General features: G+C 71.5%; 17 protein-coding genes. 8 read left to right on the plus strand and 9 right to left on the minus strand.

Going from position 1 to position 26431, the window contains the following annotated elements:
- Positions 1–2 precede the first annotated feature (2 nt).
- Positions 3–4298 (plus strand): nSTAND1 domain-containing NTPase, encoded by a 4296-nt coding sequence (locus tag CP967_RS04090; protein WP_150486612.1) that lies wholly within the window; start codon positions 3–5, stop codon positions 4296–4298.
- Between the two features lie 108 nt (positions 4299–4406).
- Here the strand turns inward: CP967_RS04090 and CP967_RS04095 are convergent, their stop codons facing one another.
- Both CP967_RS04095 and CP967_RS04100 read right to left on the minus strand, forming a co-directional pair.
- Positions 4407–4931, minus strand: a complete 525-nt coding sequence (locus CP967_RS04095) for an O-acetyl-ADP-ribose deacetylase (protein ID WP_150486613.1) — start codon at positions 4929–4931, stop codon at positions 4407–4409.
- 34 nt (positions 4932–4965) lie between these two features.
- Entirely contained in the window at positions 4966–6381 is a 1416-nt protein-coding gene (locus CP967_RS04100; RefSeq protein ID WP_150486614.1) for a phytoene desaturase family protein, read from the minus strand.
- A gap of 85 nt (positions 6382–6466) precedes the next feature.
- Between CP967_RS04100 and CP967_RS04105 the strand changes: the two genes are divergently transcribed.
- Complete coding sequence (locus tag CP967_RS04105; RefSeq protein WP_150486615.1) at positions 6467–7288, plus strand: nucleotidyltransferase domain-containing protein; 822 nt, start codon at positions 6467–6469, stop codon at positions 7286–7288.
- A gap of 101 nt (positions 7289–7389) precedes the next feature.
- On the opposite strand, the gene CP967_RS04110 is transcribed toward CP967_RS04105, so the two are convergent.
- The gene (locus CP967_RS04110; RefSeq protein ID WP_150486616.1) at positions 7390–8244 is read right to left on the minus strand and encodes an inositol monophosphatase family protein; all 855 of its coding nucleotides are present in this window, start codon (positions 8242–8244) and stop codon (positions 7390–7392) included.
- A gap of 231 nt (positions 8245–8475) precedes the next feature.
- Here CP967_RS04110 and CP967_RS04115 point away from each other — a divergent pair, with 231 nt between their 5' ends.
- Positions 8476–9027, plus strand: coding sequence for a tellurite resistance TerB family protein (locus tag CP967_RS04115; protein WP_150486617.1), 552 nt, complete (start codon positions 8476–8478; stop codon positions 9025–9027).
- A 38-nt stretch (positions 9028–9065) separates the two neighbouring features.
- Here CP967_RS04115 and CP967_RS04120 read toward each other — a convergent pair whose 3' ends face one another.
- From CP967_RS04120 to CP967_RS04135, 4 genes are all read right to left on the minus strand, one after another.
- Entirely contained in the window at positions 9066–9569 is a 504-nt protein-coding gene (locus CP967_RS04120) for a nucleoside deaminase (protein WP_150486618.1), read from the minus strand.
- Between the two features lie 95 nt (positions 9570–9664).
- Positions 9665–10981 (minus strand): YncE family protein, encoded by a 1317-nt coding sequence (locus CP967_RS04125; RefSeq protein ID WP_229888381.1) that lies wholly within the window; start codon positions 10979–10981, stop codon positions 9665–9667.
- A gap of 279 nt (positions 10982–11260) precedes the next feature.
- Entirely contained in the window at positions 11261–12643 is a 1383-nt protein-coding gene (locus tag CP967_RS04130; protein ID WP_167535321.1) for a cellulase family glycosylhydrolase, read from the minus strand.
- Positions 12644–12749: 106 nt separating this feature from the next.
- On the minus strand, positions 12750–15341 hold the full coding sequence (locus CP967_RS04135; RefSeq protein WP_150486620.1) for a glycoside hydrolase family 9 protein: 2592 nt from the start codon (positions 15339–15341) through the stop codon (positions 12750–12752).
- 375 nt (positions 15342–15716) lie between these two features.
- Here CP967_RS04135 and CP967_RS04140 point away from each other — a divergent pair, with 375 nt between their 5' ends.
- A complete protein-coding gene (locus CP967_RS04140) occupies positions 15717–16739 on the plus strand; it encodes a LacI family DNA-binding transcriptional regulator (RefSeq protein WP_150486621.1) in 1023 nt (340 codons plus the stop codon).
- Between the two features lie 613 nt (positions 16740–17352).
- Entirely contained in the window at positions 17353–18465 is a 1113-nt protein-coding gene (locus CP967_RS04145; RefSeq protein ID WP_150486622.1) for a lytic polysaccharide monooxygenase auxiliary activity family 9 protein, read from the plus strand.
- Positions 18466–18971: 506 nt separating this feature from the next.
- Here CP967_RS04145 and CP967_RS04150 read toward each other — a convergent pair.
- A complete protein-coding gene (locus CP967_RS04150) occupies positions 18972–20384 on the minus strand; it encodes an NsdA family TPR-like regulatory protein (protein ID WP_150486623.1) in 1413 nt (470 codons plus the stop codon).
- A 395-nt stretch (positions 20385–20779) separates the two neighbouring features.
- Entirely contained in the window at positions 20780–22039 is a 1260-nt protein-coding gene (locus tag CP967_RS04155; protein ID WP_167535322.1) for a hypothetical protein, read from the minus strand.
- 667 nt (positions 22040–22706) lie between these two features.
- Between CP967_RS04155 and CP967_RS04160 the strand changes: the two genes are divergently transcribed.
- From CP967_RS04160 to CP967_RS04170, 3 genes are read left to right on the plus strand one after another with little or no spacing between them, the layout of a single operon-like run.
- Positions 22707–23963: a beta-ketoacyl-[acyl-carrier-protein] synthase family protein gene (locus CP967_RS04160; RefSeq protein ID WP_150486625.1), complete on the plus strand. Its 1257-nt coding sequence runs from the start codon at positions 22707–22709 to the stop codon at positions 23961–23963.
- Positions 23960–25609, plus strand: a complete 1650-nt coding sequence (locus tag CP967_RS04165) for a CoA-transferase (protein WP_229888380.1) — start codon at positions 23960–23962, stop codon at positions 25607–25609. Before CP967_RS04160 ends, CP967_RS04165 begins: the two co-directional genes overlap by 4 nt.
- Positions 25606–26421 carry an enoyl-CoA hydratase/isomerase family protein gene (locus CP967_RS04170; RefSeq protein WP_150486626.1) on the plus strand — a complete coding sequence of 272 codons (816 nt, stop codon included), beginning with the start codon at positions 25606–25608 and terminating at the stop codon, positions 26419–26421. The genes CP967_RS04165 and CP967_RS04170 overlap by 4 nt, the downstream gene beginning before the upstream one ends.
- The last annotated feature ends 10 nt before the right edge of the window (positions 26422–26431 follow it).

Raw genomic sequence — 26431 nt, forward strand, 5'->3', positions numbered from 1 at the left:
CAGTGACGGAGGCGCAGAAGCGGAGCGCCCAGCAGGCTGAGCCGGCACTGGTCTCGGCAGTCGTCCGGATCAAGGGGCCCGACGGGGCGATCGGTGGTGCGGGCTTCCTCATCGCCCCGGACCTGGTGCTGACCTGCGCCCATGTGGTGTCGGACGCGCTGGACCGGCCTCGGGAGGACGAGGTCGGGGCCGGCACCGAGATCACGGTCGATCTGCCGCTGGCCGAGAGCGCCGACGACGTCGACGGGAGCGACCGGAGTGCCGCGGTCCGGTGCTGGATACCCATCAGACCCGATCAGACCGGGGACATCGCCGTGCTCCGGCTGCAGAACCGGGTCCCGGGGGCCCGTCCGCTCCCCATGGCCGACCCGCCGCACGGCGTATGGGACCACGAGGCTCGGGCCGTGGGTTTCACCGACGACAACCCGGACGGGATCTGGCAGAGCGGCAGGTTCCGTGGGCCCACCCGCCAGGGCTGGATCCAGCTCTCGCGGGCCGACGGCGAGGCTGTACACGTCAAAGGAGGTTTCAGCGGCAGCCCTGTCTGGGACGACGAACTGGGCGCTGTCGTCGGGATGATGGTGGCGGCACAGCCGGTGCGCGAGTCCCAGCAGGCATTCGTCCTGCGGATGAGGACCCTCCTGAAGGAGGTGCCCCGGCTCGCCCCGTACCTGAGCCCTGCCCCGCCCTTCCGTGGTCTGTCCGCCTTCCAGGAGGACGACGCGGACGTCTTCTTCGGCCGGCACGACGACATCGAGCGGGTGACCGCCGCTCTTCGGGGCGCCCAGCCCACCGTCACGGTGTACGGGCCGTCGGGCTGCGGCAAGTCGTCACTCGCGCTGGCCGGTGTGGTACCGAAGATGCGGCAGGAGGGCTACCGGATCCTGCGGGTGGACGCCACGCGCGCCTCCTCCCTGCGGACCGCGCTCGCCACCGAACTGTTCGAGATCGCGAGATCGGGACAGGACGGTCTCTCGCGCGCACTGAGCGCGGACCAGGTGGACCGCTGGCTCGGCGGGCTGGGGATCGCGGACGCCTACCACCGGGCGACAGGACAGCCGGCTGCCAGGCTGCTGGTCGTACTCGACCAGGGCGAAGCCCTGCTGGACCGCCCGGAGGCGGAAATCGCCGAGACGACCGGGCTGCTCTTCCCTCAACGGGGGCCGGCCGGTCTGCGCGTCCTCGTCACCCTGCGCGCCGATCTCATGGGTTCCGCGCTGAGCCACGCGCACCTGGGCCCCGCACTGAAGCGCGGCGTGACCCTCCCGCTCACCCCCATGTCCCGGGAGCAGCTGTACGCGGTGATCACCGAACCGCTCAAGCGCGTCGCGGCGGTCGAGTACGACCCCGGACTCGACCGCCGCATCCTGAACGACGCGGGCGGCGAGCCGGGGATTCTGCCGCTGCTGGGTTTCGTCCTGGCGCAGTTGTGGGAGCGGCGAACCGCCGGGCGGTTACGGGCCGCGACGTACGAGGACATCGGTGGGGTGTCCGGTGCTCTGAGGCGCCATGCCGAAGAGGCGTGGCGGGAGTGCGTCGCACCGGCGGACGAGGCGGAGGCACGGCGGCTGCTGACAGGACTGGTGCGGGTGCTGCCGGGTGGCGAGGCTCCGATACGGCGTGCGCTGACACGCGAGGAGGCCGGAGAGGAATGCTGGCGCCTGGCCCGGGCACTGGCCGAAAGGCGTCTGCTGGTCCTGTACGGAGGCGATGACCGGCCGGAGAGCGCGGAGCTGGCCCACGAGGCGCTGATCACCGTGTGGCCGACGCTGGCCGGTCTGGTCCGGGCCGACGCCGATTTCCTCGCGGCGCGGGCGGACGTGCAGCACGACATGGAGCGGTGGCGGAAGGAGGACGGGCCGGCCGGTCTGCTGCCTCGCGCTCCGCAGCTCGCTGCCTTCGAGACGAGGCTGCGGGGGCGCGAGGCGGACCTGTCCGAAGAGCAGCGGGAGTTCCTCGCGCTGGCCCGCCGCCGCCGACGGGCACGGCGGGCCCGGGTGCGTACGGGGTGGGCCGCGGGGGCCTTGGTCGTCGCGCTGATCGCCGGGCTGGGGACGTTCCTCGTACAGGAGTCGCAGGTGAGTGCGGAGAGGGAGGCGGAAGGCCGGTCGCGTGCGCTCGCGGTGCAGTCGGACGAGCTGACGGACAGCAACCCCGGACAGGCCGCTCTGGCCGCGCTCGCCGCTTACGAGATCATGCCGACCCAGGAGGCCCGCAGCGCACTGCTGCGCCGGTACGAGGAACTGCGGGGCGCCGCGTGGACGCTGACCGGTGCCGAGGGGCCGATCCGGGCCGTGGACACGAGCGCGGACGGCGCGGTGACCCTGGCGACGACCGAGGGCGGCCGTGCGACCTTGTTCCTGCGCACGGCCGAGGGCAGGGTCGCACAGGAGCAGCTCCGCCTCTCCGACAACGTCCTGTCTCCCGTGGTCAGTCGGGACGGACGACGGATCGCCTATGTGCGCGACGTGGACGGCGTGGTGGTCTGGCACGAGGTGACGCCCTCGGGGAAGCGGCTGGTGGGTCCGCCGCATCCGCTTCAGGGCTCGCTCAGCGACCGTTCCATGGGCACCCTGAACGGCACCGTCAAGATCATGGACTTCTCACCGGACGCCCGTCGGCTGGTCGGGGTGTCGGCGTCGTCATCGGGCCGGCCGGTGCAGGTGTGGGACCTGGGGACGGGACGGCCGCGGGCACTGCCGAAGCGGGTTTCCCATCTCTCCCAGGTGTGGTTCGGGCCGGACGGGAACACTCTGGTGGCCGTCCACAGCCCCGGGACCGAGGCGAAGTCCTCGATGGTGGTGGTCGGCATCGGTCCCGGCACGATGCGTGTGCTGGCGAACGACGTCGACCTCACGGGTGCTGCCGTCTCGGAGGACGGCAGCACGGCAGTGGTCTGCCGGCAGGAGAAGTCCGGTTCCGACTTGCTCGGAGAGGCCCGTTACCACGCCGTACGTGTGGCTGACGGAAGGGTTCTGAGCCGCTACGCGCGCGGGGACAGCACCTCGTGCAGGGAGGTGGCCGTCAGCGAGAAGGGCGATCGCTTCGCCGTGCTCGCCGAAACGGACGAGTGGGACCTGGCCGACACGCGCCGTGACGGGAGGACCCGGCATTTCTTCGGCCCTTCCTCATTGGAGCACATCGGCCATATGCCCCTTCTGGGAACAGCGCGCCACCCCGTCGTCGCCGCCTGGGACAACGACTCCGTGACCGGGTGGGCGTTGGATGCGGACGACGGCGCCACCGCCTTCAGCCCTCCGCAGCTGCTCGGTGACGGAAGCAGGATGGTCGTCCGCGTGGGTCTGGACGGCACCACGCTGCGCGTCATGGAGACCGAGGGCGAGGGACGGACCCTTGCCGAAGTCCACAGCGATGCCGAAACGCCCCCGGACGCGACGCAGGCGATCCAGGTCAACCGCGCCGGAACACTGGTGGCGGACGTGTCGGACCGGAACCGGATCCTGGTCCGTGCGCTGCCCTCGCTCCATGAGGTGGCCGGGTTCACCACGGCGCCGCTCCCCGCCGACGAGGACGACGCGCCGAAGGAGGGGATCGACTTCACGGAGCCGGAGCTGCTGGACTTCCACTTCCTCGATGACGATCAGCTCGTGACGGTTTCCGGTACGCGGGTCGAGCTCTGGGACGCCCGGCAGGGCCGCCGCCTGTCGCAGCCGGTCGATCTGCGTGACCTGGGGCTCACCACGAAGGAGCAGCCGGTTTTCTCCGTGGTCCGCCACTTTGAGCCCGGGTACGTGGGGGTCACCGTGGGCGGCGAGCCGGACGTGCACGCCGTCGACCTGCGAACCGGTGAGGAGAACGAGGAACTCCTTCTCCGTCTCGGTGACGACCTCCATGTGGCCGTGTTCCTGGAGGACTCGCGTTACGTGGCCGTGATGACCACAGGCGGCTTGGTGGAACTGTGGTCGGTACGTCCGAGGCGGGCGCCGAGGAGAGTGGCCGGCCCGCTCGGGCCGCTGAACCCGAACCGGTGGACGGCGGGAAGCCCCGGAGGCTCCGGGTTCTTCCTGGCCAACAACAGTTCCGTACGCTTTATGAAAGCGGACGATCCAGGGTACCGAGAGACGTACGAACTCGCGGAGAAGCAGGGCTTCCTGGCGGCCACCAGGGACGGCAGGGCACTCCTGCACTCACCTGTGTCCGGTGGCCGCCTAGGGTTGCTCCGTCTCGATCCCGCCCTGTGGAAGCGGCACCTGTGCGCCGTCCTCGGCCGTGACTTCACCGACGACGAACGCAGCGGGCTCCCCGACGGCCTGCCGGCCGGTCTCTGCCCTCCCTGACGCCGGGGTTCCGGCACAACGCCCGCCGGACCGGACGGCGCCCCGCTGCCCGACGAGCCGCACCCGGACTCCAGGGCCGTGCACCGGGCCGCCCTCACCACGGCTCCGTCAGCCGAACTGCCTGCTGAACGCCTCGTACGCCCGGTCGTCGAAGAGCACGAACCTCACCTCTTCGACGGCGGTCGGCGTGTTCCGCACCGTACCGACGGCGATGCGAGCCGCGTCGTCCATCGGCCACCGGTACACGCCGGTGGAGATGGCCGGGAACGCCACCGTCCGGGCCCCCAGTCCGTCGGCCACGCGGAGCGACTCCCGGTAGCAGGAGGCGAGCAGCTCGGGATCGCCGCCCGGGTCCCGGTACACCGGGCCGACGGTGTGGATGACCCAGCGCGCGTCGAGGCGTCCGGCGGTGGTCGCGACGGCCTGACCGGTGGGCAGGCCCTTGCCGTGGTGCGAGGCCCGGAGGTCCCGGCAGGCGGCGAGGATTTCCGGCCCGCCCGCCCGGTGGACGGCCCCGTCGACCCCGCCTCCGCCGAGGAGGGAGGAGTTCGCCGCGTTGACGATCGCGTCGGCCTTCTGCCGGGTGATGTCGCCCCGGACCAGGAGGATCTCGGGACCAGTGAATTCGGTCATGGCGCCATTGTCCCGCAGCGGGATCCGGGCTCCCTCAGGCGGCACGCAGCCGCCGCCAGACCGCTTTCGCCGCGTGGTGGCCGGACATGCCGTGCACACCGGGTCCGGGCGGGGTCGCCGAGGAGCAGAGGAAGACGGCCGGGTGCGCGGTGGCGTAGGGCACGCGCGCCGGCTTGGGGCGGAGCACCGTCTGGAGGCCGGAGAAGGCCCCGTTGGCGATGTCCCCGCCGACGTAGTTGGCGTTGCGCGCGGCCAGTTGGGGCGGGCCGGCCACCGCGCGGGCCAGCACCAGGTCGCGGAAGCCGGGGGCGAAGCGCTCCAGCTGCCGTTCCACGGCGTCGGTGGCGTCGCCCTCCCAGCCGGACGGCACATGGCCGTACGCCCAGAAGACGTGGCGGCCCTCGGGGGCACGGGACGGGTCGACGAGCGAGGGCTGGGCCGTGATCAGGAAGGGGACGCTCGGGTCGCGGCCCTCGACCGCGGCACGCAGGGCGCCGTCGATCTCGCCTGCCGTGGGGCCGATGTGGACCGTGCCGGCCCGCCGGGCCTCCTCCGCGGTCCAGGGCACGGGTCCCGACAGGGCGTAGTCGATCTTGAAGCAGGAGGCGCCGTAGCGGTAGCGGCCGTAGGCGTCGCCCAGGCCGGCGATACGGGCGAGGGCGGTCGGCGAGGTGTCGAAGACGTAGGCCCGGGCCGGGGGGAGTTCGTCCAGGCGCTTGACCTCCACGCCGGTGTGGATGGTGCCGCCCTGTTCCCGCAGGTACGAGGCGAGGGCGTCGGAGATGGCCTGGGATCCGCCGCGCGGCACGGGCCAGCCCCTCTCGTGGGCGGCGAGCGCGAAGAGCAGTGCGATACCGGTCGTGGCGATGCCGCTGGTCGGCGCGATGGCGTGGGCGGCGAGTCCGGCGATCAGGCCCCGGGCCTTGGCGCCTTTGAAGCGCCGGGACGCCAGCGCGGCCGGCTGGAGCGCGTCCAGCCCGAACCGCACCCAGCGGTAGGGGTCTTTGGGGAGTCCGTCCCACGGGGTGCGCAGGAAGTCCTCGGCGAGGGTGTCCCAGTGGCCCAGGTAGGGCGCGACCATCCTGCGGTAGGCACCCGCGTCCTCGGGTCCGAGCGTCATGGCGCTCTGCCCGACGGACCGGGTGAGCACGGCGGCGGAGCCGTCCGGGAAGGGGTGGGCCAGTGCCAGCTCCGGCTGGAGCCATTCCAGACCGTGCCGGGCCAGCGGCATGGCGTCGAAGGCGGGTGAGCCGATGGCCAGGGGGTGCACGGCGGAACAGGGGTCGTGGTGGAACCCGGGAAGGGTGAGCTCCTCCGTGCGGGCTCCGCCCCCGACGCGCTCCGCGGCCTCGTACACCTCCACGGCGAGGCCGCGGCGGGCCAGTTCGACCGCGGCGGTCAGCCCGTTGGGGCCCGCGCCTACTACGACGGCATCCAGCATCGGTGGCACCTTCGGACTCCTTCGTCAGCCGACGGCCAGGGCGTCCAGGATATTCCGGCGCGCCGACAACGGTCCCCCGGTAACCTCCGGACCGATGAACGACATGTGCGCCCCTTCCTCCCCCGCCGTCGCCGGCATGGCCGCCCGGCTGACCCTGGTCCCCGGGGTCCGGGCCGTCGCCCTGGGCGGCAGCCGGGCCCGTGGCACCCACCGCCCCGACTCCGACTGGGACCTGGGGATCTACTACCGGGGCGGCCTGGACGTGGCCGGCCTCACCGCGCTGGCCTCCGCGTTCCAGGGCGGTCCGGTGGAGGTGGCGGGTCCGGGCGGCTGGGGTCCGTGGGTCGACGGCGGTGCGTGGCTGACGGTGGACGGGGTCGCCGTCGACTGGATCCTGCGCGACCTGGACCGGGTGGAGTCGGTCTGGTCCGACTGCCGCAACGGCCGCTTCGAGGTGGGGGTGCAACCTGGCCATCCACTGGGTTTCTGGTCCCCCTGCTACGCCGGGGAGGTCGCCCTGGGGCGCGTACTGGCCGACCCCAGCCAGGAACTGACAGGCCTTCAAAAGGAGATGCGCCGCTATCCGGAGCCCTTGCGCCGGTCGCTCGCCGAAGCCGCCTGGGAGGCGGAGTTCTCGGTGGCCGCCGCCCGGAAGTCGGCCCCCGCGGGCGACACGCTGCATGTCGCCCTGTGCCTGTCGAGGGCTTTCGGCATCCTGGCCCAGTCCCTCCACGCCCACCACCGCACCTGGTGCCTCAACGAGAAGGGCGCGCTCGCCGCTGCCGCCGCCCTGCCCAGCACCCCCGCGGACTTCGCGGAACGGGCCGCCGCGGCCTTGCGGGGCCTGGACACCGCCGCGGTGGAGACGGCGGCCGACGTCGTCCGGGAGGTCCGGGCGGTGCTGGAGCGTCCGTAGAACCGGTACGGCCGGCCCCGGACCCCCCGGACCCCGGCTTCCCGCACCCGGATTCGTGTTCCGGACCCGCGCCCGCGGGTCCGTCCCCCGCCGTCGGCCGCTCAGCCGGCGGCGCCCTCCCGGCCGGCCCGCAGCGCGCCGAGCACCCTGCCGGCCACCGTGGCGTCCCTGGCCGCCGTGAACGGCAGGTCGTTGCCGCCCGCTATACGGAACGGGGTCCCGGAGAGCGTCTGCTGGACGCCGCCCGCCTCGGTGACCAGCAGCAGGCCCGCCGCGTGGTCCCAGGCGTACTCCCAGGTGAAGGCGACGGCGTCCAGTTCCCCGGAGGCCACGGCGAGGTACTCCAGGCCCGCTGATCCGCAGGGGCGCGGGGCGATGCCCTCGGTGCGCAGTCCGAGCAGGGACCGCTTCTGGGCTTCGGTGGTGAAGTCCGGGTGGGAGGAGGCCACTTCGAGTACGGCCCCCGGTGCGGGCGAGCCGCTGCGCAGCGGCTCCCCGTCGAGCATGGCTCCATGGCCGCGTACGGCGACGGCGAACCGGCCGAACGCGGGGGCGTACGTCCACGAGGCGTACACCTCGCCGTGCCGGGCCAGGGCCACCAGGGTGCAGAAGCCGGGCTCGCCGCGAACGAACTGGCGGGTGCCGTCGACCGGGTCGACGATCCAGACGGGCGCGTCGCCACCGAGCGCGTCGTAGACCGACGGGTCGGCGTGGACCGCTTCCTCACCGACCACCACCGAGCCGGGGAGCAGCCGGGTCAGGGCATCGGTCAGATGCTCCTCCGCCAGCCGGTCCGCGGCGGTCACCAGATCGTGCGGTCCGCTCTTCTCGATGATCTCGTGTGCGGCGAGCTGCCGGTGGCGCGGCATGATCTCCGCCGCTGCCGCCGCCCGGACGGCCTCTTCGACCAGGCGCAGGTTCCGCGCCCGGTCCGCGGCCAGGAAGTCTTCGATCATGACTCCAGCCTATGCCCTCCTTTCATATGACGATCAGCTCGAAGCGGGAACCGGTCGCCGCCGGATTCCGGCCCGGCCGCGGGGTGGCCCGGAGCCGGGAGAGCCGGTCCCGGCCAGGGCGCATCCGGCCCGCACTTTGCGGAACCTTTACCCGGATCGGGTCGTTGACCTGGTGAACGCGTGGGCTCGCGACCGGGCCCACGACCAGGACCCAAGACCGAGGTGACGTCCATGGCAGTGTGGGACCGGCTCAAGGACCAGGCCAGGAATCTGCAGCAGTCGCAAGGAGGGCGCTCCCCGGCCGGAGGAGGGAGCGGCGGTGGACCGCGGGCCGGTGGCGGAGCGCGCTCCCAGCTGGTCAGCACCCTGAAGACTCAGCTCACCTCCCTCAGGACGGAGCTGAAGAGCGGTGCGTACCGGGACGCGAGTATGGCTGTGTGCGCCCTGGTCGCGGCTGCGGACGGCCATGTGGACCCGTCGGAGCGCCAGCACATGGAGGCGATGATCCTGGGGAACGACGTCCTGCGGAACTTCCCTCCGGAGCAGCTGCGTCAGCGCTTCAACAAGCACGCGGACCAGCTGACCGCCAACTTCCCGCAGGGCAAGGCCGAGGCGCTGCAGGAGATCGCGAAGACCGCCAAGAAGCCGACGGAGGCGAGGGCCGTGATCCAGACCGGCATCGTCATCGCCGGTGCCGACGGCGACTTCTCGCACGCCGAGCACATGATCCTGCGCGAGGCGTGCGCGGCGGTGGGTCTCTCTCCCTCGGAGTTCCAGCTCTGACGGCGGCCCCTCATGGGCCGGGCGGAGGCGGCGTCCGGTCAGGGTGTGCCCCCGGGGCGGGAGTGCAGGGCCCGGTGCATAGACCGGAGCCGCTCGGTGAAGGCGGGCACGGGCCCCTGCACCTCGATACCGGGCGCGACCTCCTGGATGCTCAGAGCACGGACCGGGGAGGGTCCGGCGCCGAGTTCGGTCAGCCAGTGGGTCAGCTGGGCGGAGGAGTGGGCGTAGACGATGCGGCCGAGCCCGGCCCAGCCGTGCGCGGCCGCGCACATCGGGCAGTGCTCACCGGAGGTGAAGACCACGGTCCGGGCCCGGTCGTGCGCCTGGAGGTGACGGGCGGCCCAGCGGGCCAGTTCGAGCTCGGGGTGCCGGGTGCCGTCGCCGGTGGTGCGGACGTGGTTGCGCGCCTCCCGCAGGACCCGTCCGCCGTCGTCCACCAGTACGGACCCGAAGGGCTCGTCCCCGGCCCGGAGGGCTTCCTCGGCCAGGTCCACGGCTCGTTCGAGGTGCCGGAGTCCGGTCTCGGTCAGCTGGGTGTTCATCAAGGTTCCCTTTCGTTCCCCGGGGGCGGGGCCGGTCGGTGTGGTGCGGGCGCGGTGCGGCGGCCCCGTACCGGCAAAGCCCGTGGCCCTCATGACTACAGCACGGCCATGCCCAGGGGGCGGGTACCCACCGGGACCCGCCGCACCTCACCTGTGGTGATGTCGACGACGCTCAGGCCGTCCCAGTGGCCTTCACGGGTGAAACCGCCCGAGACGTAGGCGGTGCGGCCGTCGGCCGAGACCACGACGTCCTCGTGTGCGCCGTCGAGGGGGATCACGCGTTCCCCGCCGTCCGGCTCACGGATCGTCAGGGACGGCCCGTGGTCCTCGGCGGGGTCGATCGGGCCGGTCCCGACGACGTACAGGACTCCGTCGTCCGTGATCGCCGTCCCGTGCTGGTGGGTGTCGGCCGTCATCCGCTCGACGCGCACCCGTCCGGTGTCCGGATCGACCACCGCGAGGCGTTCGCCCTCGAAGGGGAGGAGAAGAGCGCCGTCCGAGGGGCGTACCGCCGTGTAGTGCGGTTTGAGCCAGGAGCCGAGGCCCCCTTCCGTGCCGTACGGGGCGACCTCGATGCGGCGGCTTTGCCGGTCCGCGGTGTCGATCACGGTGACGTCGAAGGAGTCGTGACCGGTCGCGTAGACCTGCCGCCCGTCGGAGGAGACGTCCACGTCGAAGGGCCGGCGGCCGACGGGCACCGATCCGACCACCCGCCGGCTCCTGGTGTCGATGATCTCCAGCACTCCGTCGGCGCCGGGGACGTTCACCCCCACGTAGACGTGCCTGCCGTCCGGGGAGAGCGCGATCCCCATGCCCCCTCCCCGGTACTCGCCGTGTGTGACCGGGCCCGTGTCGGTGGTGTAGGCGATCAGCGCGGTGCGCTCGCGGGTCACGGTGTCCACCGCGGCCACGCCTTCCGCTGTCGCCACCCATGCCGTTCCGTCGTCGCCCAGGGCCACTCCGTACGGTGCCGTGCCGGCCACGACGGACTCCGGCCGCCCGGCCGCCGCATTCCGCTGTTCCGGGTTCCGTGGGGCGGGATCGACGAAGGTGACGGTGTCCGACCCGAAGTCGGTGACCAGAAGGGAGTCTTGGACAGCGGAGCTCCCGGTGGCGGCGCCCCGGCCGGTGGTGCCCTGGTCTGCTCCTCCGCTGCCCGGTGCCGGTGACGGGGCCGGGGGCGGTGCGGCAGTGGCGTCCGGCCGCCCGCCGCTGCCGGCCTCCCGGGGGCCGCCGTCCTGGCCGCACCCCGCCAGGGTCACCGCCAGCACGGAGACCACCAGCAGGGCGGCGCGCCCGGTCCGCCGTGCCGTGCCGCTGCCCCGGCCGGACCCGCCCGCTCCCCCGGCCCGGGGGCGGGCGGGCCCGGTGGACCTGTCCACGGGGGCGTTCTCTTCGGGCTCGTGGGGCATATCGGGCAGCTTCCTGTCGTCCTGGCACCTCGCGCGGGCCGTCCCGTCGCGCCGGGCGGGCCGTACGGTCGCGGGCCGGGCCCTGCGGGAAGGGCCGGGCGGGGACCGTCGCCCTCCGCGTCCAGCGTCCGGCATCCCGCGCCTGTCGGCATCAGCCGATCGGCCGACCCCGGAAAATGCCGCCCGCTCCCGGTGCAGGGGGGGCGGGCGGCGCGTTTGCCGCGGTGCGGCAGGAGTGCTTTCCCGTAGGGGATCAGCTGGTCGGGAAGCTGTCTGGGTTCAGCTGGTCGGGAAGCTGTCGGGAGTGCTGATCCGGCTCTTGAGCAGAGCCCCCGATTCGGTCAGCACACCGCTGCTGCTGTAGTCGCCGCCGCCACAGGTGCCGGGGCGGAACGCCGCGCTGCCCTCCGGGGCGTCGGAGTAGGTCCAGTTCGCGTAGCCGATCTTCAGCCGGTCGAGCAGGTCCAGCCAGGCCGTGGTGCTCGCCCGGTCCACCGCTCCGTCGCCGGTGGCGCTCACCGTGCCGAACTCGCTGACGAAGAGCGGCAGCTGCGAGGCCGCGCGGCTCACCGCGGCACGGTAGTTGTCCTTGTGGCTCGCGGCGTAGAAGTGGAACGCGTACATGATGTTGGTGGCGTTGACGGGGTTGTTGACGATCTCGCTCTCGCTGGAGCCGTCCGAGACCCCCAGCGAGGACCAGCCGCGGGTGCCGACGATGACGACGGCGTCCGGGTCGGCGGCGCGGATCACCGGGATGACCTGTTCGGCGTAGTTCTTGATGCCGCTCCAGCTCACGCCGTTGGGCTCGTTGGCGATCTCGTAGATGACGTTCTTCTTGCCGGCGTTACGGGCGGCGACGGACGCGAAGAACGTCTTCGCACGGCCGAGGTTGTGGTTCGGGTCGCCCGGCGTCAGGGTGTGGAAGTCGATGATGGAGTACATGCCGCGGGCCTCCGCCATGTCGACGAGGCTGTTCACGCGGCTGGTGAAGCCGGCCGGGTCGGTCTCGTAACCGTCCTCCTGCACGTACATGGCGACGCGCAGCAGGTCCGACTTCCAGTCCTCGGCCAGCGCGTCCACGGACGCGTTGTCGTAGCACTGGCTGAACCACTGGATGCCGTGCGTGCTCATGCCCCGCAGCTGGATGGGGCGGTTGTACTGGTTGCACAGGTTCACACCGCAGACGTGGAGCTGCCCGTTGACCTCCACGGGGGTGCCGTCGCCCGGCTCGCCCGGGTCGGGCGGTGTGGTCCCGTCGACGGAGCCCGTGCAGGGGACGCCGTTGAGCGCGAAGGCCGTGGGTGCCGGGTTGGCACCCGTGAAGGAACCCGTCAGTCCCAGGTCGGCCGTCGCGCCGGTGGCCAGCGTGCGGTTCCAGTCGACGCCGACGGCGGTGACCGCGGAACCGGACTGCGACCAGGTGGCGTTCCAGCCCTGGACGACCTTCTGTCCCGCGTCCGGCAGGGTGAACGTGAGCTTCCACCCGGTGACGGGGTCGCCCAGGTTGGTGACCTTCACTCCGGCCTGGAAGCCGCCCTGCCACTGGCTGGCGACCGTGTAGTCGACCTTGCATCCGGTGGCGGCCGTCGCCTGGGGGGCGGTCAGGGCCGTGAGGCCCAGGGCCGTCGCGCAGGTCGCCAGCAGAGCCAAAAGGCGTTTCACAGCATTCCTCCTCATGCGAAGCGGGAACGGTCCGGGGAGCGCTCCCGGAAGATGTCGGTCCGGGAGCGGCCGGCCCCGCTCACCCGGCGGGGCCGGCCGCTCGCCGTCATGGGGCCGTGGTGCAGGACCGGTCGTTCAGCCTGAAGGCCCGCGGGTCGTTCACCAGGCCGGTGGAGTGGCCGTTGAAGCCGAACCGCACCGTTTTGCCGGGGGCGAGAGCGGCGTTCCAGTCCAGTGCCTCGGCGGTGATCCGGGGGCCGTCCTGCCGGACGTCGGCGCCCCACGGGTCGGTCACCCGCTGCTGGTCGGCGAACGTCCAGTCGAGCCGCCAGGGTTCGATGGCCCGGTCACCGGTGTTCTTCACCACGACCTGGGTGGTGAAGCCTCCGCCCCAGCGCTGCGTGGTGTAGGTGACCTCGCACCGCGGTGCCGCGGCCGCGCCGCTCCCCAGGTCGTCCGCGTAGGACGCGACCCAGGCGAGCGGGGCGTTCCAGTTGATGGTGATCTCGTTCGTGGCCCAGGACTCGATGTCGTCGATGTAGCACATCGACGGTGCGCAGCCTTGCAGCTTCGCCTGCGCGACCGGGTCCTCGATGGCGCCGTTCGGGCCGCCCGCCAGGGACCCGGGGGCGGGGTTCGGCAGGGACGGGTCGAGCTGGTTCGCCCAGAAGCGGTGGTGCTGGTTCCGCGAGTCCCGTTCGCCGTACCCGGTGACGTAGGACTGGTTGAGCGCGTTGCGGCCCAGCAGGTAGTCCAGCCCGTTCAGGACGGCGTCGCGGTAGACGGTCCTGCCGGTCAGGTCGTGCGCCGTGCCCAGGACGACCATGTTGTTGGCGACCTGGCTGTTCGAACCCCACACGTACTGCCCGCCGTCGGGCGCGTACGGAAGGCCGTACGCGGTCCGGGCCGAGTCGGCCGCGTACCCGTCGGCGGCCTCGGTCACCATGCCCCGTACGGCGGTGAGCTGGTCACCGGACAGCTTGTTCGGCACGGTCGCGAGGTCCAGGGCGCCGAGTCCGGCGACCGACCCCCAGGACATGCCGCCGCGCGGGAAGACCGCGTCGGTGTCACCGTGCAGCGGGGAGTTCAGGACCTCCTGGCGGTAGGTGTCCTCTCCCGTGGTGAGGAAGAGTTCCGCCGCCGCCCAGTAGAACTCGTCCCGCACGTCGTTGTCGCTGTAGGCGCCCCCGCCCGTACCGTCCTGGGGGTCGGCGAGGATGCCCGGGTGGGCCTTGGCCGCCGTCCACGCGGTCCGCGCGGCCTCCCGGCAGCGGGCGGCGAAGTCCGCGTCGTAGACCTGGAAGAGGCGGGCGCACTGCGCCGCGGTGGCCGCCAGGTTGAGGGTGGCCGCCGTGGTCGGCGGGTGCAGTTCCCTGGGCTGGGGGTCACGGTCGGGCCGGGTCGGCAGTCCCGTCCACTCCTTGTCGTGCAGCTTGTGGTGGGCCATGCCGGCCAGCGGCTCCCCCGAGGGAACCTGCATCCGCATGAGGAACTCCAGTTCCCAGCGGGCCTCGTCGAGGATGTCGGGGGTGGCGTTGCCGTGTTCGGGGAGCCTGAGTCCGCCGTCACCGAGCGGCCCGGCGTCGGCGTTCTCCTCGTACAGGGTCCGCTCGTGGACGGACATCAGCTGGGCGACGGATATACCGCCGTTGACGACGTACTTGCCGTGGTCGCCCGCGTCGTACCAGCCGCCCGACGCGTCCAGGCGGTAGTCGCACACTCCCGGCTGGCAGGGCACGTCGTTGTCGCCCTGGTTGGGGCTCACCCCCACGTGGCCGGCCGGCCGGGCGTACCGTTCGCCCACGATGTCCGCGTCGATCTCGATGCCGCTGCGGTTGTGGTAGAAGTACGCGAGCGCGTCGGTGCGCAGTGAGGCGTACAGGTCGTCACCGATGGCGAACGGCTCGCTCCTCTCCCCCGCGACCGTGACGGTGTAGCCCTCTCCCGGCGTGGTCACCGCGCTGAAGTCGAAGGTGTGCACGTTCTGCCGCGAGGAGGCGTCCACGCCTGCCGGGGTGGTGGTGCCGTCGGCCAGGCGCGTCCCGTCGGCCGAGTCGAGCGACCAGGGCAGCGGTTCGGTCCCGTCGGTGACGAAGGTGCCGTTCTTGGGGCCGTGGGTGAGGTATCCGACCTGGTTGACGCGGACGGGGGACCCGGTGTCCGGTACGTACGGCGGTGGCGCGGTCCCGCCGCGCAGCGATACGTCGTCGACGCAGAAGGTGAGCGCCTCGGCGCTGCCACCGATCTGGAAGGCGAGCTGTGCGGCCTCGTGGCCGGCTTTGGCCGTGAAGGTCTCGGTGACGCGTTCGGCGGTCGTCCCGACCGGCTGCGCGGTGGAGAGTTCCGTGGTCCAGGGCTCGGTCGCCATCTGCACGTTGGCGCGGATGGTGACCGGTGCGGTGGACGTCGCCGTGTAGCTCAGGGTGTATCCCTCACCGGCGGTGAGGGGGAGGCTGTTCTGCCCGATGATGGCGTCCCAGGGATTGGCCGTGCCCGCGGGGACGTCGGCGCACAGCCGTCCGTCCACGACCGTGACGGGGCTGTTGGCCGTCGACCACCAGGGGGCGGTGCCCGCGGAGAAGTCCCCGTTGACGATGACCTCGTAGGGCTCGTCCACAGGTTCGGCCGCGCCGGCGGGCACGGCGAGGCCGCCGGCCAGCAGCCCGGCGGCGGCCGCCGTGCCCAGTAACGCGCTCATGCGCCCGGAGCGTCCCCGGCGGCGGGACGTACGGGGCGGGTGGGAGGAAAGAGGTTGATGTCGCGACACGCTGAAGTCCTTGGAGGGAGGGGGAAGGTACGCGATGACGGGAGCACCGGCGTTGTGTCCGGTGGGGCGGAACAGAAATGGGAGCGCTCCCAATCTCGGGGGTCGCGAGTTGTGCCGTCAAGCGGTCGGACAGGATTCGCCTGCGCCGCCGGGCCCCCGGCACACGGCCGCCCCCTGCGGCCCGTGAACGGCCTTCCAGGTGGGAGGCGGTGACGCTCCGCGAGAAAACAGTTCCTGACGGTTCATCGAAACATTCGATCGAGCACCCGGCGGCCCGTAGGATCGGGGGCTCTTGGGGGTGGGAGCATGCTGAGACGGAGTTCCGGCACACCGACACTGGAGGAAGTGGCCGCCCTTGCCGGAGTGGGGCGGGGCACGGTCTCCCGGGTGATCAACAACGCGTCGGGGGTCAAGGCGTCCACACGCCGCGCCGTGCAGCGCGCCATCGACGAACTGAACTACGTGCCCAACATGGCCGCACGCTCACTGGCCGGGCGGCGCGCAGGCGCCGTCGCGCTGGTGATGACGAAGACGGACTGGCGGCTGTTCGGGGAACCGTTCTTCTCGGAGGTCGTACGGGCGGTCGGGGACGCCCTGGCGGAGGCGGACGTGCAGCTGCTGCTCACGCTCGTCCGCACGGACACCGAACGGCGGCGGCTCGTGGAGTACGTGCGCGGCGGCCGGGTCGACGGGGCGCTGCTGATGTCCGTACGGGCCGGGGACCGGCTGCCGGACATGCTCGCCGAGGCCGGACTGCCCACGGTCCTGCTGGGCAGGCGCTCGGGGGACGAGCGGGTGTCCTACGTGGACGCGGACAACGTCGGCGGCGCGCGGGCCGCGGTCGGCCATCTGGCGGGCGGCGGGCGGAAGGTCATCGCCGCGATCACGGGTCCGTCCGAGATGTACGTCGCCCGGTGCAGGCTCCTCGGTTACCGGAAGGCGCTGGAGGACGCCGGGCTCGGCGAGGTGTCGTCCCTGGTCGCAGAGGGCGACTTCACCGAGGCCAGCGGCCGACGGGCGATGGCCGGGCTCATCGAGCGGCACCCGGAGATCGACGCCGTCTTCGCCGCGTCGGACAGCATGGCCGCCGGGGCGCTGGCCGCCCTGCACGCGGCGGGGCGCCGGGTGCCGCAGGACGTGGCGGTGGCCGGCTTCGACGACTTCGAACTGGCCGGGCAGACCGAGCCGCCCCTGACGACCGTCCGCCAGCCGCTGGAGGAGATCGGCCGGACCATGGTGCGGCTGCTGCTGGAGGAGATGGACCGGCCGGAGGTGGCCTGGCGCCATGTGATCCTGCGGACGCGGCTGGTGGTGCGCGAGTCGTCCTGAGGACCGGAGCCTCCCGGGTGAAGGTTTCGGGAGCGCTCCCAAAAAGCGGGTACACCTTGGCGGACCCCTCGGTTCCGGACGCCGCCCCGACTCACCCCGGCTCACCCCGGCTCGCCCCCGCTCCGGCACCGGTTCGGCGTATTCCGTCCGATGGGTTGTCAGGGACACGACGTTGCTTTTACAGTCCCCTCTACGTACCAGCGAGTGGGAGCGCTCCCAGAAACAGTGGGCCGACGCTCCCGGTCCCGGACCGCCCCACCCGGTCTTTTCCTCCCGGAGAGGTCCCGCCTGTGAGCGTCACTGCACGTCCCGGGCGCGCGCCCCGTTCCCCCGGCCCCGACCGGTCCGCCTTCGCCGAGGCCGGGACCGGCGACCACAGCCGTACGGCTGCCCGTACCACGCGATCCACCCGGCTGCCCCCGCCCCACCCGCCCCGCCGCCGGATCCACCCGGCGCCCGCACCGCCCGCCCGGACCGCACCCGTCCTCCCCGGTCGCCCCCGCCTGTCGGGCGAGGGCCGTCCCCGGCCGGGCGAGGGCGGCGGCCACCGGGCGGTGGACACAGGAGAGAAACCCGACCGGAAGACAGTCCCCACACAGGCACAGGAGACACCATGGCTCGACGCAGAAAACAACTCGCCTCCCTGGTGGCGGCGTTCGCGACGCTGCTCGGCGGAATCGCCCTGACCCTGCTGGGCCAGGGCAGCGCGGAGGCGCACGGCGTGACGATGATGCCGGGATCGCGTACCTACCTCTGCTCACTGGACGCCAAGACCAGCACCGGTGCGCTGGACCCGACGAACCCGGCGTGCAAGGCCGCGCTCGCCGAGAGCGGCGCGACCGCGCTGTACAACTGGTTCGCCGTACTCGACTCCAACGCGGGCGGGCGGGGCCCCGGTTACGTCCCGGACGGAAAGCTGTGCAGCGCCGGCGACCGGTCGCCGTACAACTTCACCGGGTACAACGCCGCCCGCTCCGACTGGCCCCGGACGCATCTGACGGCCGGCGCGACGATCCAGGTCAAGCACAGCAACTGGGCCGCGCACCCCGGTTCGTTCCGGGTGTACCTGTCCAAGCCCGGCTACTCCCCCAGCACCGAACTGGGCTGGGACGACCTGGAGCTGATCGACACCGTCACCAACCCGCCGCAGACGGGCTCGCCGGGTACGGACGGCGGCCACTACTACTGGAACCTGGGCCTGCCCTCGGGCCGCTCGGGTGACGCGGTGATGTTCATCCAGTGGGTGCGTTCGGACAGCCAGGAGAACTTCTTCTCCTGCTCGGACGTCGTCTTCGACGGCGGCAACGGCGAGGTGACCGGCATCCGCGGCTCGGGCAGCACCCCGACCCCGGGCCCGACGACCCCCACCCCCGACCCGACGACCCCGACCCCGGGCCCGACGCCCACCGACCCGCACACCGGGTGCATGGCCGTCTACAGCGTGACCAGCTCCTGGAACGGCGGCTTCCAGGGGTCCGTCGAGGTCATGAACCACGGCACGACGGCGCGTGACGGCTGGGCCGTGAAGTGGGCACCCGGCGCGGGCACCACGGTCAGCAGTGTGTGGAACGGTGCGCTGACCACCGGGTCCGACGGCACACTCACGGTCAAGAACCTCGACTACAACCGGACCATCCCGCCGGACGGCAGTGTCACCTTCGGATTCACCGCGACATCGGCCGGCAACGACTTCCCGGTCGGTTCGATCGGCTGCGTCAACCCGTAGCCGCAAGGGCCGCGGTGACCCGTGGCCACCGGGAGAAGCGGCGCCGGTTCCCGTCCCGCGCGGGAGCCGGCGCCGTCGTGCCCGGTGGACCGGACCGGTGGCCGGCCTCGACGCGGGGGCGCCCCGCACGACGTACGGGTGGCCGGGGACTTCTTCCCGGAGCCGGACGAGGCCGTCCGCGCCATCGACGCGGTTCCGGAGGGCGCTCCGGTGGACACCGTCACCGCGCGGGGCCTCACTGTCCGGATCGGCGCGTCGCGCCCCGGCCGGGGCGCCCCGCTGGACATCTCAGCCACGCTGCCGGTACGGGAGCAGTCACGCTCCGGGCCCGGACCACCGGGAAGAGGCCCTGGCTCACGGGACAGCCCTCAAGGGTTGGTCCCGGCCGCGGCGACCTGGTCCGGACACCGTGCTCGTACGTCGTCAAGACCGCACCACGCATCGGGTTCCGTGGTACCCATCCCGTCTTCCATGAGGACTTCTGGACGGTTCTCGTGCGCAAGGGTTCACCGAGACCGGTCGACGTCGCCTCGGACAGCCTTCCCGGAGCCTGCTCCCGACCCTTTCGAGGTGGCCCGCGTCGCGCACCGAAGAAATCTGCCTGCGGCAGGTTGCCGGGCATGCGGACGCATTCCGGCACGCAACTCGGCGAGCGCCTGATTCGCCCGGCCGCTGGCCAGAAGGGGATATTCATCAAGAAACCGGAGCCCGCTGTCCGCAGCCTCGTCCAGACGCCCCGCTTTCAGCTGGAGCGCAGCCAGGTCCGCGTGGACCATCGCACGTGACCGGCGCTCGGCCTCCGGGCGATGGCGTGCGGCGGATACGAGTGCCCGGACAGCACCGTCGTCATCACCGAGAAACTCCCGCACGGCTGATTCCTGCCGCAGGAGGGATCCCTCGTGATAGCGGCCGGTGACCGAGGTGACGGGTCCTCGGGACCGGTGCAGGAGACGTTCGGCCTCGGCGACCGCGCGCATCGCGCGGGAGGGGTCACGGTCGAGTGCGTAGGCCACCGCCAGCTGGCCTTGCACGAAAGCCCGGTGGACCGGCGGGCCGGCCACGGTTCCGGTAGCCGCTTCAGCGAGATCGACGGCCTGCCGTACGTGATGAAGACTGCACGCCTGCACGGACATGGCGCGCAGCGTGACCGCGTAGTGGAGCGCCGAGTTGTTCTCGATGGAGAGTCGCAATGATGCCCGATAGTACTGCTGCGCCATGCCGTGCAGGCCGTCATCGAAATGCATGAACCCGCACAGATAGGAGAGTTGGGCCATGGCCTGGACGATGCCGCGGCGCAGGGCCGGAGAGGCGGGACGTCGTAGCTTCTCCGCTCCGTCTCCCGCCAGGTAAAGCGCCAGAGCCCGCCGAGCACGCCCGCCGCCGAAGGTGATGTCCGACTCATGGAATACCTGCGCCAGAGCCTCGGCAGCTTGTACATCCTGCTTCCGGATGGGGGCGCGCCCGCTGTCGAAGCGAAATTCTGTACAGCCCGACTCGGCAGCCGTGATTCCATCGAGTGCGGGAACGACGTCATCGGGCGTGTAGAGCGTCTTCGCCGCCCGTTCCCTGACGGGTTGTTCATTCACATCATGCTCGGAAACCCTCCGAAGTATCTCGACCGGGTCCTGAACCGGCACCCGGGGCTGGAGCTCCGTCCCGGACGGCTCGGCAAACCCCGCGTCCAGCGCGGTGACGCGCCGCCCGAGCGAGCGTGACAGGGCCTCGGTTATCAGCGGACGGGACGACCGCCGGGGCATCGTCCCCGCGAGCCAGTGCGCGACGGTGGTGCGGTCGTGATCGAGCGGCGCTCCGGACTCACGTGACACCCGGTTGACGCCCGCGGCCAGCTGGCCGGCCGTCAGGCCGGCCTCGGCGATCAGGGCGCGTAAGGCTTCGTTCGGTCGCGTCGGCCTGCCCACGGCGCCTCCCACCCTTCATCCATGTCCGGCCGTCCGGCGCACACCCGGTGAACGCCGGCCGCCCGCTCGGTGGCCTTCTCCGCGAGTACCGGGAGCGGGACGGCCGGACAGCGCCTCGCGGCGGACGCATGAGGGCGGCCACCTCCGTCGGCACATGCGTGGGTGGCCCTCATCCGCAGGGGCCCCTCCGAGGTGCGGCACACCCCACGTCACCGGTCGGACCCATGCCCATCACGTTCGCCGCCCCGCAGAACCGCGGGAAGAGGAAGCGCGGCCGGCCGCGCTGAATACAGCCGTGCGATGAAAACGGACTCCTGAATTCCGATCGCCTCCGGCACGGGCCCCGTGTCGCCTCCGGCAAGGGGCCCCGTACGCGGGCCTCCGCGGTGCGGCTGTCACCCGACGCGCGTGGTGGACACCGACCGGAGCACGGTGTCGGTCGGGCCCAGCAGACGCAGTCCGGTCAGGAGTTCCTCGGCCAGCTGCGGCGGCGCGTTCGAGGTCGCCACGACTCCGACGGGCCCGACGGAGCGCAGCCACCCCGGTTCAAGGTCGCGCAGAGCGCCGACGGCGCGTACCGGGGTGCCGGACGGCACCCACGAGAGGATGTCGTCCAGCTCCTGGTCGGCCGCGTCGGTGGCCACGAGCAGGAGATCCACGACCGCGGCGACGGAGCGCACGGAGTCGCGGCGGTCGTCCGCCTCCCAGCAGTAAGTGGCGGGCCGCTGCGGGATCACGTGTCCGAACCGGGTCCGCAGGCTGCCCTCGACGGCGAGAGACGGACGAACAGCCCGACCGGGGACGAGCACGACCCCGACAGCGCCGGGAGCCGGCACCGGCACGGACTCCGCGCCGCCCGGGTCGCTGACAACCGTCAGCCGGCCCGCCACGGCTTCCCCCAGCGACTCGACAGCCGCCCCCTCACGTCCGGGGGCGGCCAGCACCACATGCCCGCCCTGCCCGGAGAGACGGCCGATCTCGTCCGCGGCCGCCCTGTACCGCTCACACGTGGCGTCCACCACCGGCACCGGCGCCCCTGCCTCCGTCACCACCCGCTCCTCGCCACGGAGGGGCAGGGGGCCCACAACCGCCACATCGCCGGGCTTCGGCGCGACCCCCTCGCCTCCGAGACGCCCCCCGAGCCGGTGGATCTCCTTCACCGCCGCCCGCCCGCACCCCTGCGCTCCGTACACGACAACCCGCTCGCCGGATCCGTCGCTCTGCCGCGCCACCGTTTCCAGCAGCCTCCGGGTACCCGTGCACACCGCACCGGCCCCCTCCCTCACCAGGACTCGCGTACGCAGCGCCCGCGACCACTCGGCGATCGCATCCGCCGCGACCTCGGCCCCGCGTACGTCTTCCGCATGGGCGAACGCGGCGAAACCGACACAGTGCGCGGGGTCGAGCTCGTACGACAGAGCCCAGCCGGCCATACCCGCCCCGTCCAGCCCCCCGATCGCCGCCGGCGAGACCCGCATCTCTCGGACGACCGCCCGCAGGCCACTCCGCTCGACGCTTCCACGCAGCAGATCGGAATGCGCGCAGACCACTCGCTCACGCGAACCGTGGGTGAACCGGTCGGCGGCAATGACGATTTCACCCGGCTCGCAGGCTTCCGCGGAGAAGACCCTGCTCAGCATACGGGTCCTGTTCACAATCACTCCTCGTGATCCGGACTCCCCGGATCGAGGAGATCGCATTCATTTCACGTTCAACTGTCATCTGAATGAATTACCAGACCGTCAACATGCAAGGAAATTCGAATCACCCGTTCGAGGGATCGAAAACAGGCCAAACCAAAATTGATCACTGCTCGATGATCTTTTTCACATATGGCGGTAAGTCATGGCAAAGCCTCCGCAGGACTCCCCCGCCCCACCCCTCCCTCAGTCACCAGGAACAGCGGGACGGCCTGCGGCACCGGCAGGAACCGGCCACCGAAGCCTTGGGAGGCCAGGTTTCATCGCCGCCGTGTATTCAACGCGTCAGGTGCGACCGGTCCATGGCATCCGAGCTGCCATCGCATTTGAATGTGCTGGATGATCGACGACCTTTTCCACCGGGCCCCGGAACCACGGATGCCCACCCGGTGCCACGGCACCGAGCCGTGCGCGCATGACGACAGCGGGCCGAGCGGGCAGGCGGCACCTACGGGTTGCCGTCGGTGCCGCCGAAAAGCCCGTGCCGTCCCGGTCTCGATCACCCCGGATTCACCCGGACGGGCAAGGCGACGTGAACTCATGATCTTTTCGGCTTCAGCGGTCGAGTCCACTGCTCTCCTCTGCCGGCCGCCCGGGCCCTGGATCAACTGATCGGAAAGAAATGAACGAAGAGATTCGCCCATCGGCGGCAATAACCGGAATCGGCACGGAGTTATCCGGCGCATCCGGTGTCGCGGAATTCTGGATCGCTCTGCGATCGGCTCGACCCGGCGTACGGGCCTTGCAGGACGGCGCGTTCGAGAAGTTGCCGAATCCACTCGGCGCCGTCGTGGACCGTCGGCGCCCGGTGGACCTGCTGCCTGGAATCGAACCACGCTTCGCCAAGTCGTACAGCGACGAGATCCTCCTGACGATGGCCGCGATGGAGCAAGCACGCCAGAACGCCGGACTGTCGCCGGGCGAGCTCGATCCGCAGCGGATCGGCATCGCCGCTTCGAGTTCGCGGGGGCCACTGCAGTGGTGGTCCGACAACAGCCCGAACGGTCTGCGTACCCGTCCGGGAAGAGCCGACGCCCTGCTGAGCCTGCCGGGAGCGCCTGCCTCCCTGTTCGCGGTCTACGCCGGGATCCAGGGGCAGGTCTCCACCTTGAGCTCCGCATGTGTGGGCGGGCACCAGGCCATCGGCTGGGCCGCAGGCCAGATCGCCGCGGGCAGCGCGGACGCCATGATCGTCGTGGGCCACGAGTTCCCGCTGGTGCCTGACTTGCTGCACGCCTACAACGCATTGGGTGTCCTGAGCAGCCGGGTCTCCGAACCGGAAACAGCGATGCGCCCCTACTCGCTGGACCGCGACGGGTTCGCTCTGGGGGAAGGAGCCGTGGCGTTGGTTCTGGAGAATCCTGAGCATGCCAAACGTAGGGGCGCGAGGATCTACGCCACGGTCCTCGGGCAGCGTTCGGAGAACGAGGCCGCCCACGCGACGAGTATGGATGCCACGGGCACGAGCATGGCCGGGCTCGTCACCCGGCTGCTGGCGCGGCACGAAGTCGCGCCCGCCGATCTCTCCTACGTGTGCGGCCACGCCTCTTCCACAGGGCTCAACGATCGCACCGAATCCCGCATGATGGCCCATTTGTTCACGGGAAGACCGCGCTCCCGCTGGGCACCGTTGGGTGGGAACAAGCCCGTCTTCGGCCATACGCTCGGCGCATCCGGAATCGTCAATGCCGCGGCCTGCGCGTTGATGACCTACCACCAGGAGCTGGCACCCACACGCATGGTGGGCGCGGTCGATCCGGACTGCGATCACGACCATGTCGCCGAAGGGCCACGCCGCATCGAGGTGCGGAAGACCCTCTCCTTGTCCTTCGCCCTGGGGAGCCAGTCGTCCGCGCTGCTGATGGGGGTCCCCTCGTGACCCCGCAGTTCTTCGGAGATCCGGACGACATGCTGAACGCCGTCGTGCGGCCCGGGAACCACCTCCACTTCGCCGCCACGATGTCACGCCCGAACGCCCTCGTGTACGCGCTGGCGCGCACCCGTAGAAATCGCCGGGACGTGACGGTGAGCATGGCAGCCGTGCACTCCAGCGCGCATGCCCTGGCACTGTCCGGTGCCGTGCGTCATATGATCACCGGCTTCCTCGGCGACACGTATCCTCTCCCCCGGCCCAACCCCCTGTACGCGGAACTGACGCGTGGAAGGCCCTTCACCGCTAGCGTCTGGCCTCTGTGGACCCTGACGCAACGGCTGATCGCCGGTGGCACGGGCTCCCCGGCCTGCCTCAGCAGGTCCCTGCTCCACAGTGACCTCCGGCGGGGCAAGGAGGAGGAACTCCAGCGGGTCCGGCTCAGGGACGGGACGACCGCGGACCTGATACCGCCTCTGCGCCCCGACCTGACACTCGTTCACGCGGTGCTGGCCGACCGTTCGGGCAATCTGGTGCTGGGCAGTCCGGGCGGTGAAGGTGCCTGGAGCTCCGCGGCGGCCAGGGACGGGGTCCTCGCCACCGCTGAGCGCGTGGTCGACGAACTGCCCGGCACCTGCGCCGGACTCGTCATGGTGCCCGGCCACCGTGTCCGGGGGCTGTGCGCGGCCGAGCGGGGCGCACACCCGCAATCCCTGTCGTGCGGGCCGGCGACAGGCGTCGACGGGTACGACGACGACTACGCGTTCCTCGCGGAAGTGACCGAACGCTGCGGTGCGGGCGAGGCCCGGGACTGGTACGAGGAGTGGGTGGAGGCGCCGGGAAGCCATGCCGGTTACCTTCGGGCGCTGGATGCCAGAAGTACCCCACCGCCACGCACCGTTCCCACCGCCGGGAACGGCCTCACCGAGAGGGAGCAGCTCATCATCCTCGGCGCGCGCACCGTCGCCGACGAGGTGCGGACCGGCGGGTTCCGTACGGTCCTGGCAGGCATCGGCCACTCCCACCTGGCCGCATGGCTCGCCGGCTCGGAACTGGCCCGAGAAGGCGTTCCGGTCAGCATCTGCTGCGAACTCGGCTTCCACGACATGCGGCCGACGGGAGGGGACGTCTACTTGTTCGCCCGTCGGCACGCGACCCACGCCGCCTCGAACCTCTCCATGGCTGACGTCATGGGTGGAATCGTCACAGCCGGCGCGGACTCCTGCCTGGGCGTGCTGTCGGCGGGCCAGATCGACCCCTCCGGGAACGTCAACACCTCGGTTCTGCCCTCCGGAGACTGGATGACCGGACCGGGGGGAGCCTGCGACATCGTCACCGCCGCCCGGTGCGTCGTCATGGCCCCGGCACGTCAGAACCGATACGTGTCAGCCGTGCATCACGTCACCAGCCCCGGAGACCGGGTACGCACCTGTGTCAGCCAGTACGGCCGATTCGAACGCACGGGCCCGTCGGGCGAGTTCACGCTGTCGAGCTGGCTCGCCCCGCCTGGACGGCCGCGGGCGGATCCCGCGAGGACCGTGGCGGCCACCACCCGTTGGAACGCCCGGTTCCCCGCACCTGTCGTCGAGCCGGGGATCACGGAACGGGAACTCGGTGCGCTCAGGGACCTCGACCCCGCAGGTGTCTACCGATGAACCCCGGTACGGAGATCACCATGAAAGCAGTCCTCGCCCGTCACCTCGGATCCGGTGTGCTGACACTCACTCTCAGCCGCCCCGAGCAACGCAACGCGCTTGATCTCGCCCTTGCCGGACAGCTGGCGGCCGCGCTCAGGGAGTGCGCCGAGAACCGCGATGTCCGCGCGGTACTGATCACCGGATCGGGCACGACTTTCTGCGCGGGTGACGACCTGCGGGCCACCGGGGGGTGGCGGGACGGATCTTATGACGGCACCCCCAACGACCCTCGTACGCACGAACACCTGTACCTGACGATCTGCCGTCTGATGGTCGCCGTGCCCGTTCCGGTGATCGTCGCGGTCAACGGCCCCGCGGTCGGCGCGGGTCTCTCCCTCGTCTGCGCCGGGGACTACCGTGTGGCGGCTGACCACGCGTGGTTCGCCACCCCGGGTCTGCCCATGGCGCATCTCGGCGATGTGGCCATGCTCTCCAGGGCGGTGGGCCCCTCGGTAGCCACCCGGATGTTTCTCACGGGTGAGCGGGTCGACTCCCGGCAGGCCGTTGCCCGGGGGATCATCGACCGGTGCGTTCCTGTTTCGCGGCTTCATCCCGAGGCGACGCGGTTCGCCGAGGAGCTCGCCGCCGCTCCGACGAGGACCATAGGTCTCTTCAAGGAACTCCGGGAACGCGCGTGGTGTCTGGGAACCGATGAGGCCCTGACTCTGCAGGACCGGTACCACCATCGCTCGCACCACGAGATCAACGACGCACGGCGAGCCTGGGAAGCCCATGTGAGCGGGGAGACGCCGCTGTTCCGCGGCGACTGACGTACGGCTG

This window comes from Streptomyces nitrosporeus (genome assembly GCF_008704555.1).
Lineage (GTDB): Bacteria > Actinomycetota > Actinomycetes > Streptomycetales > Streptomycetaceae > Streptomyces > Streptomyces nitrosporeus.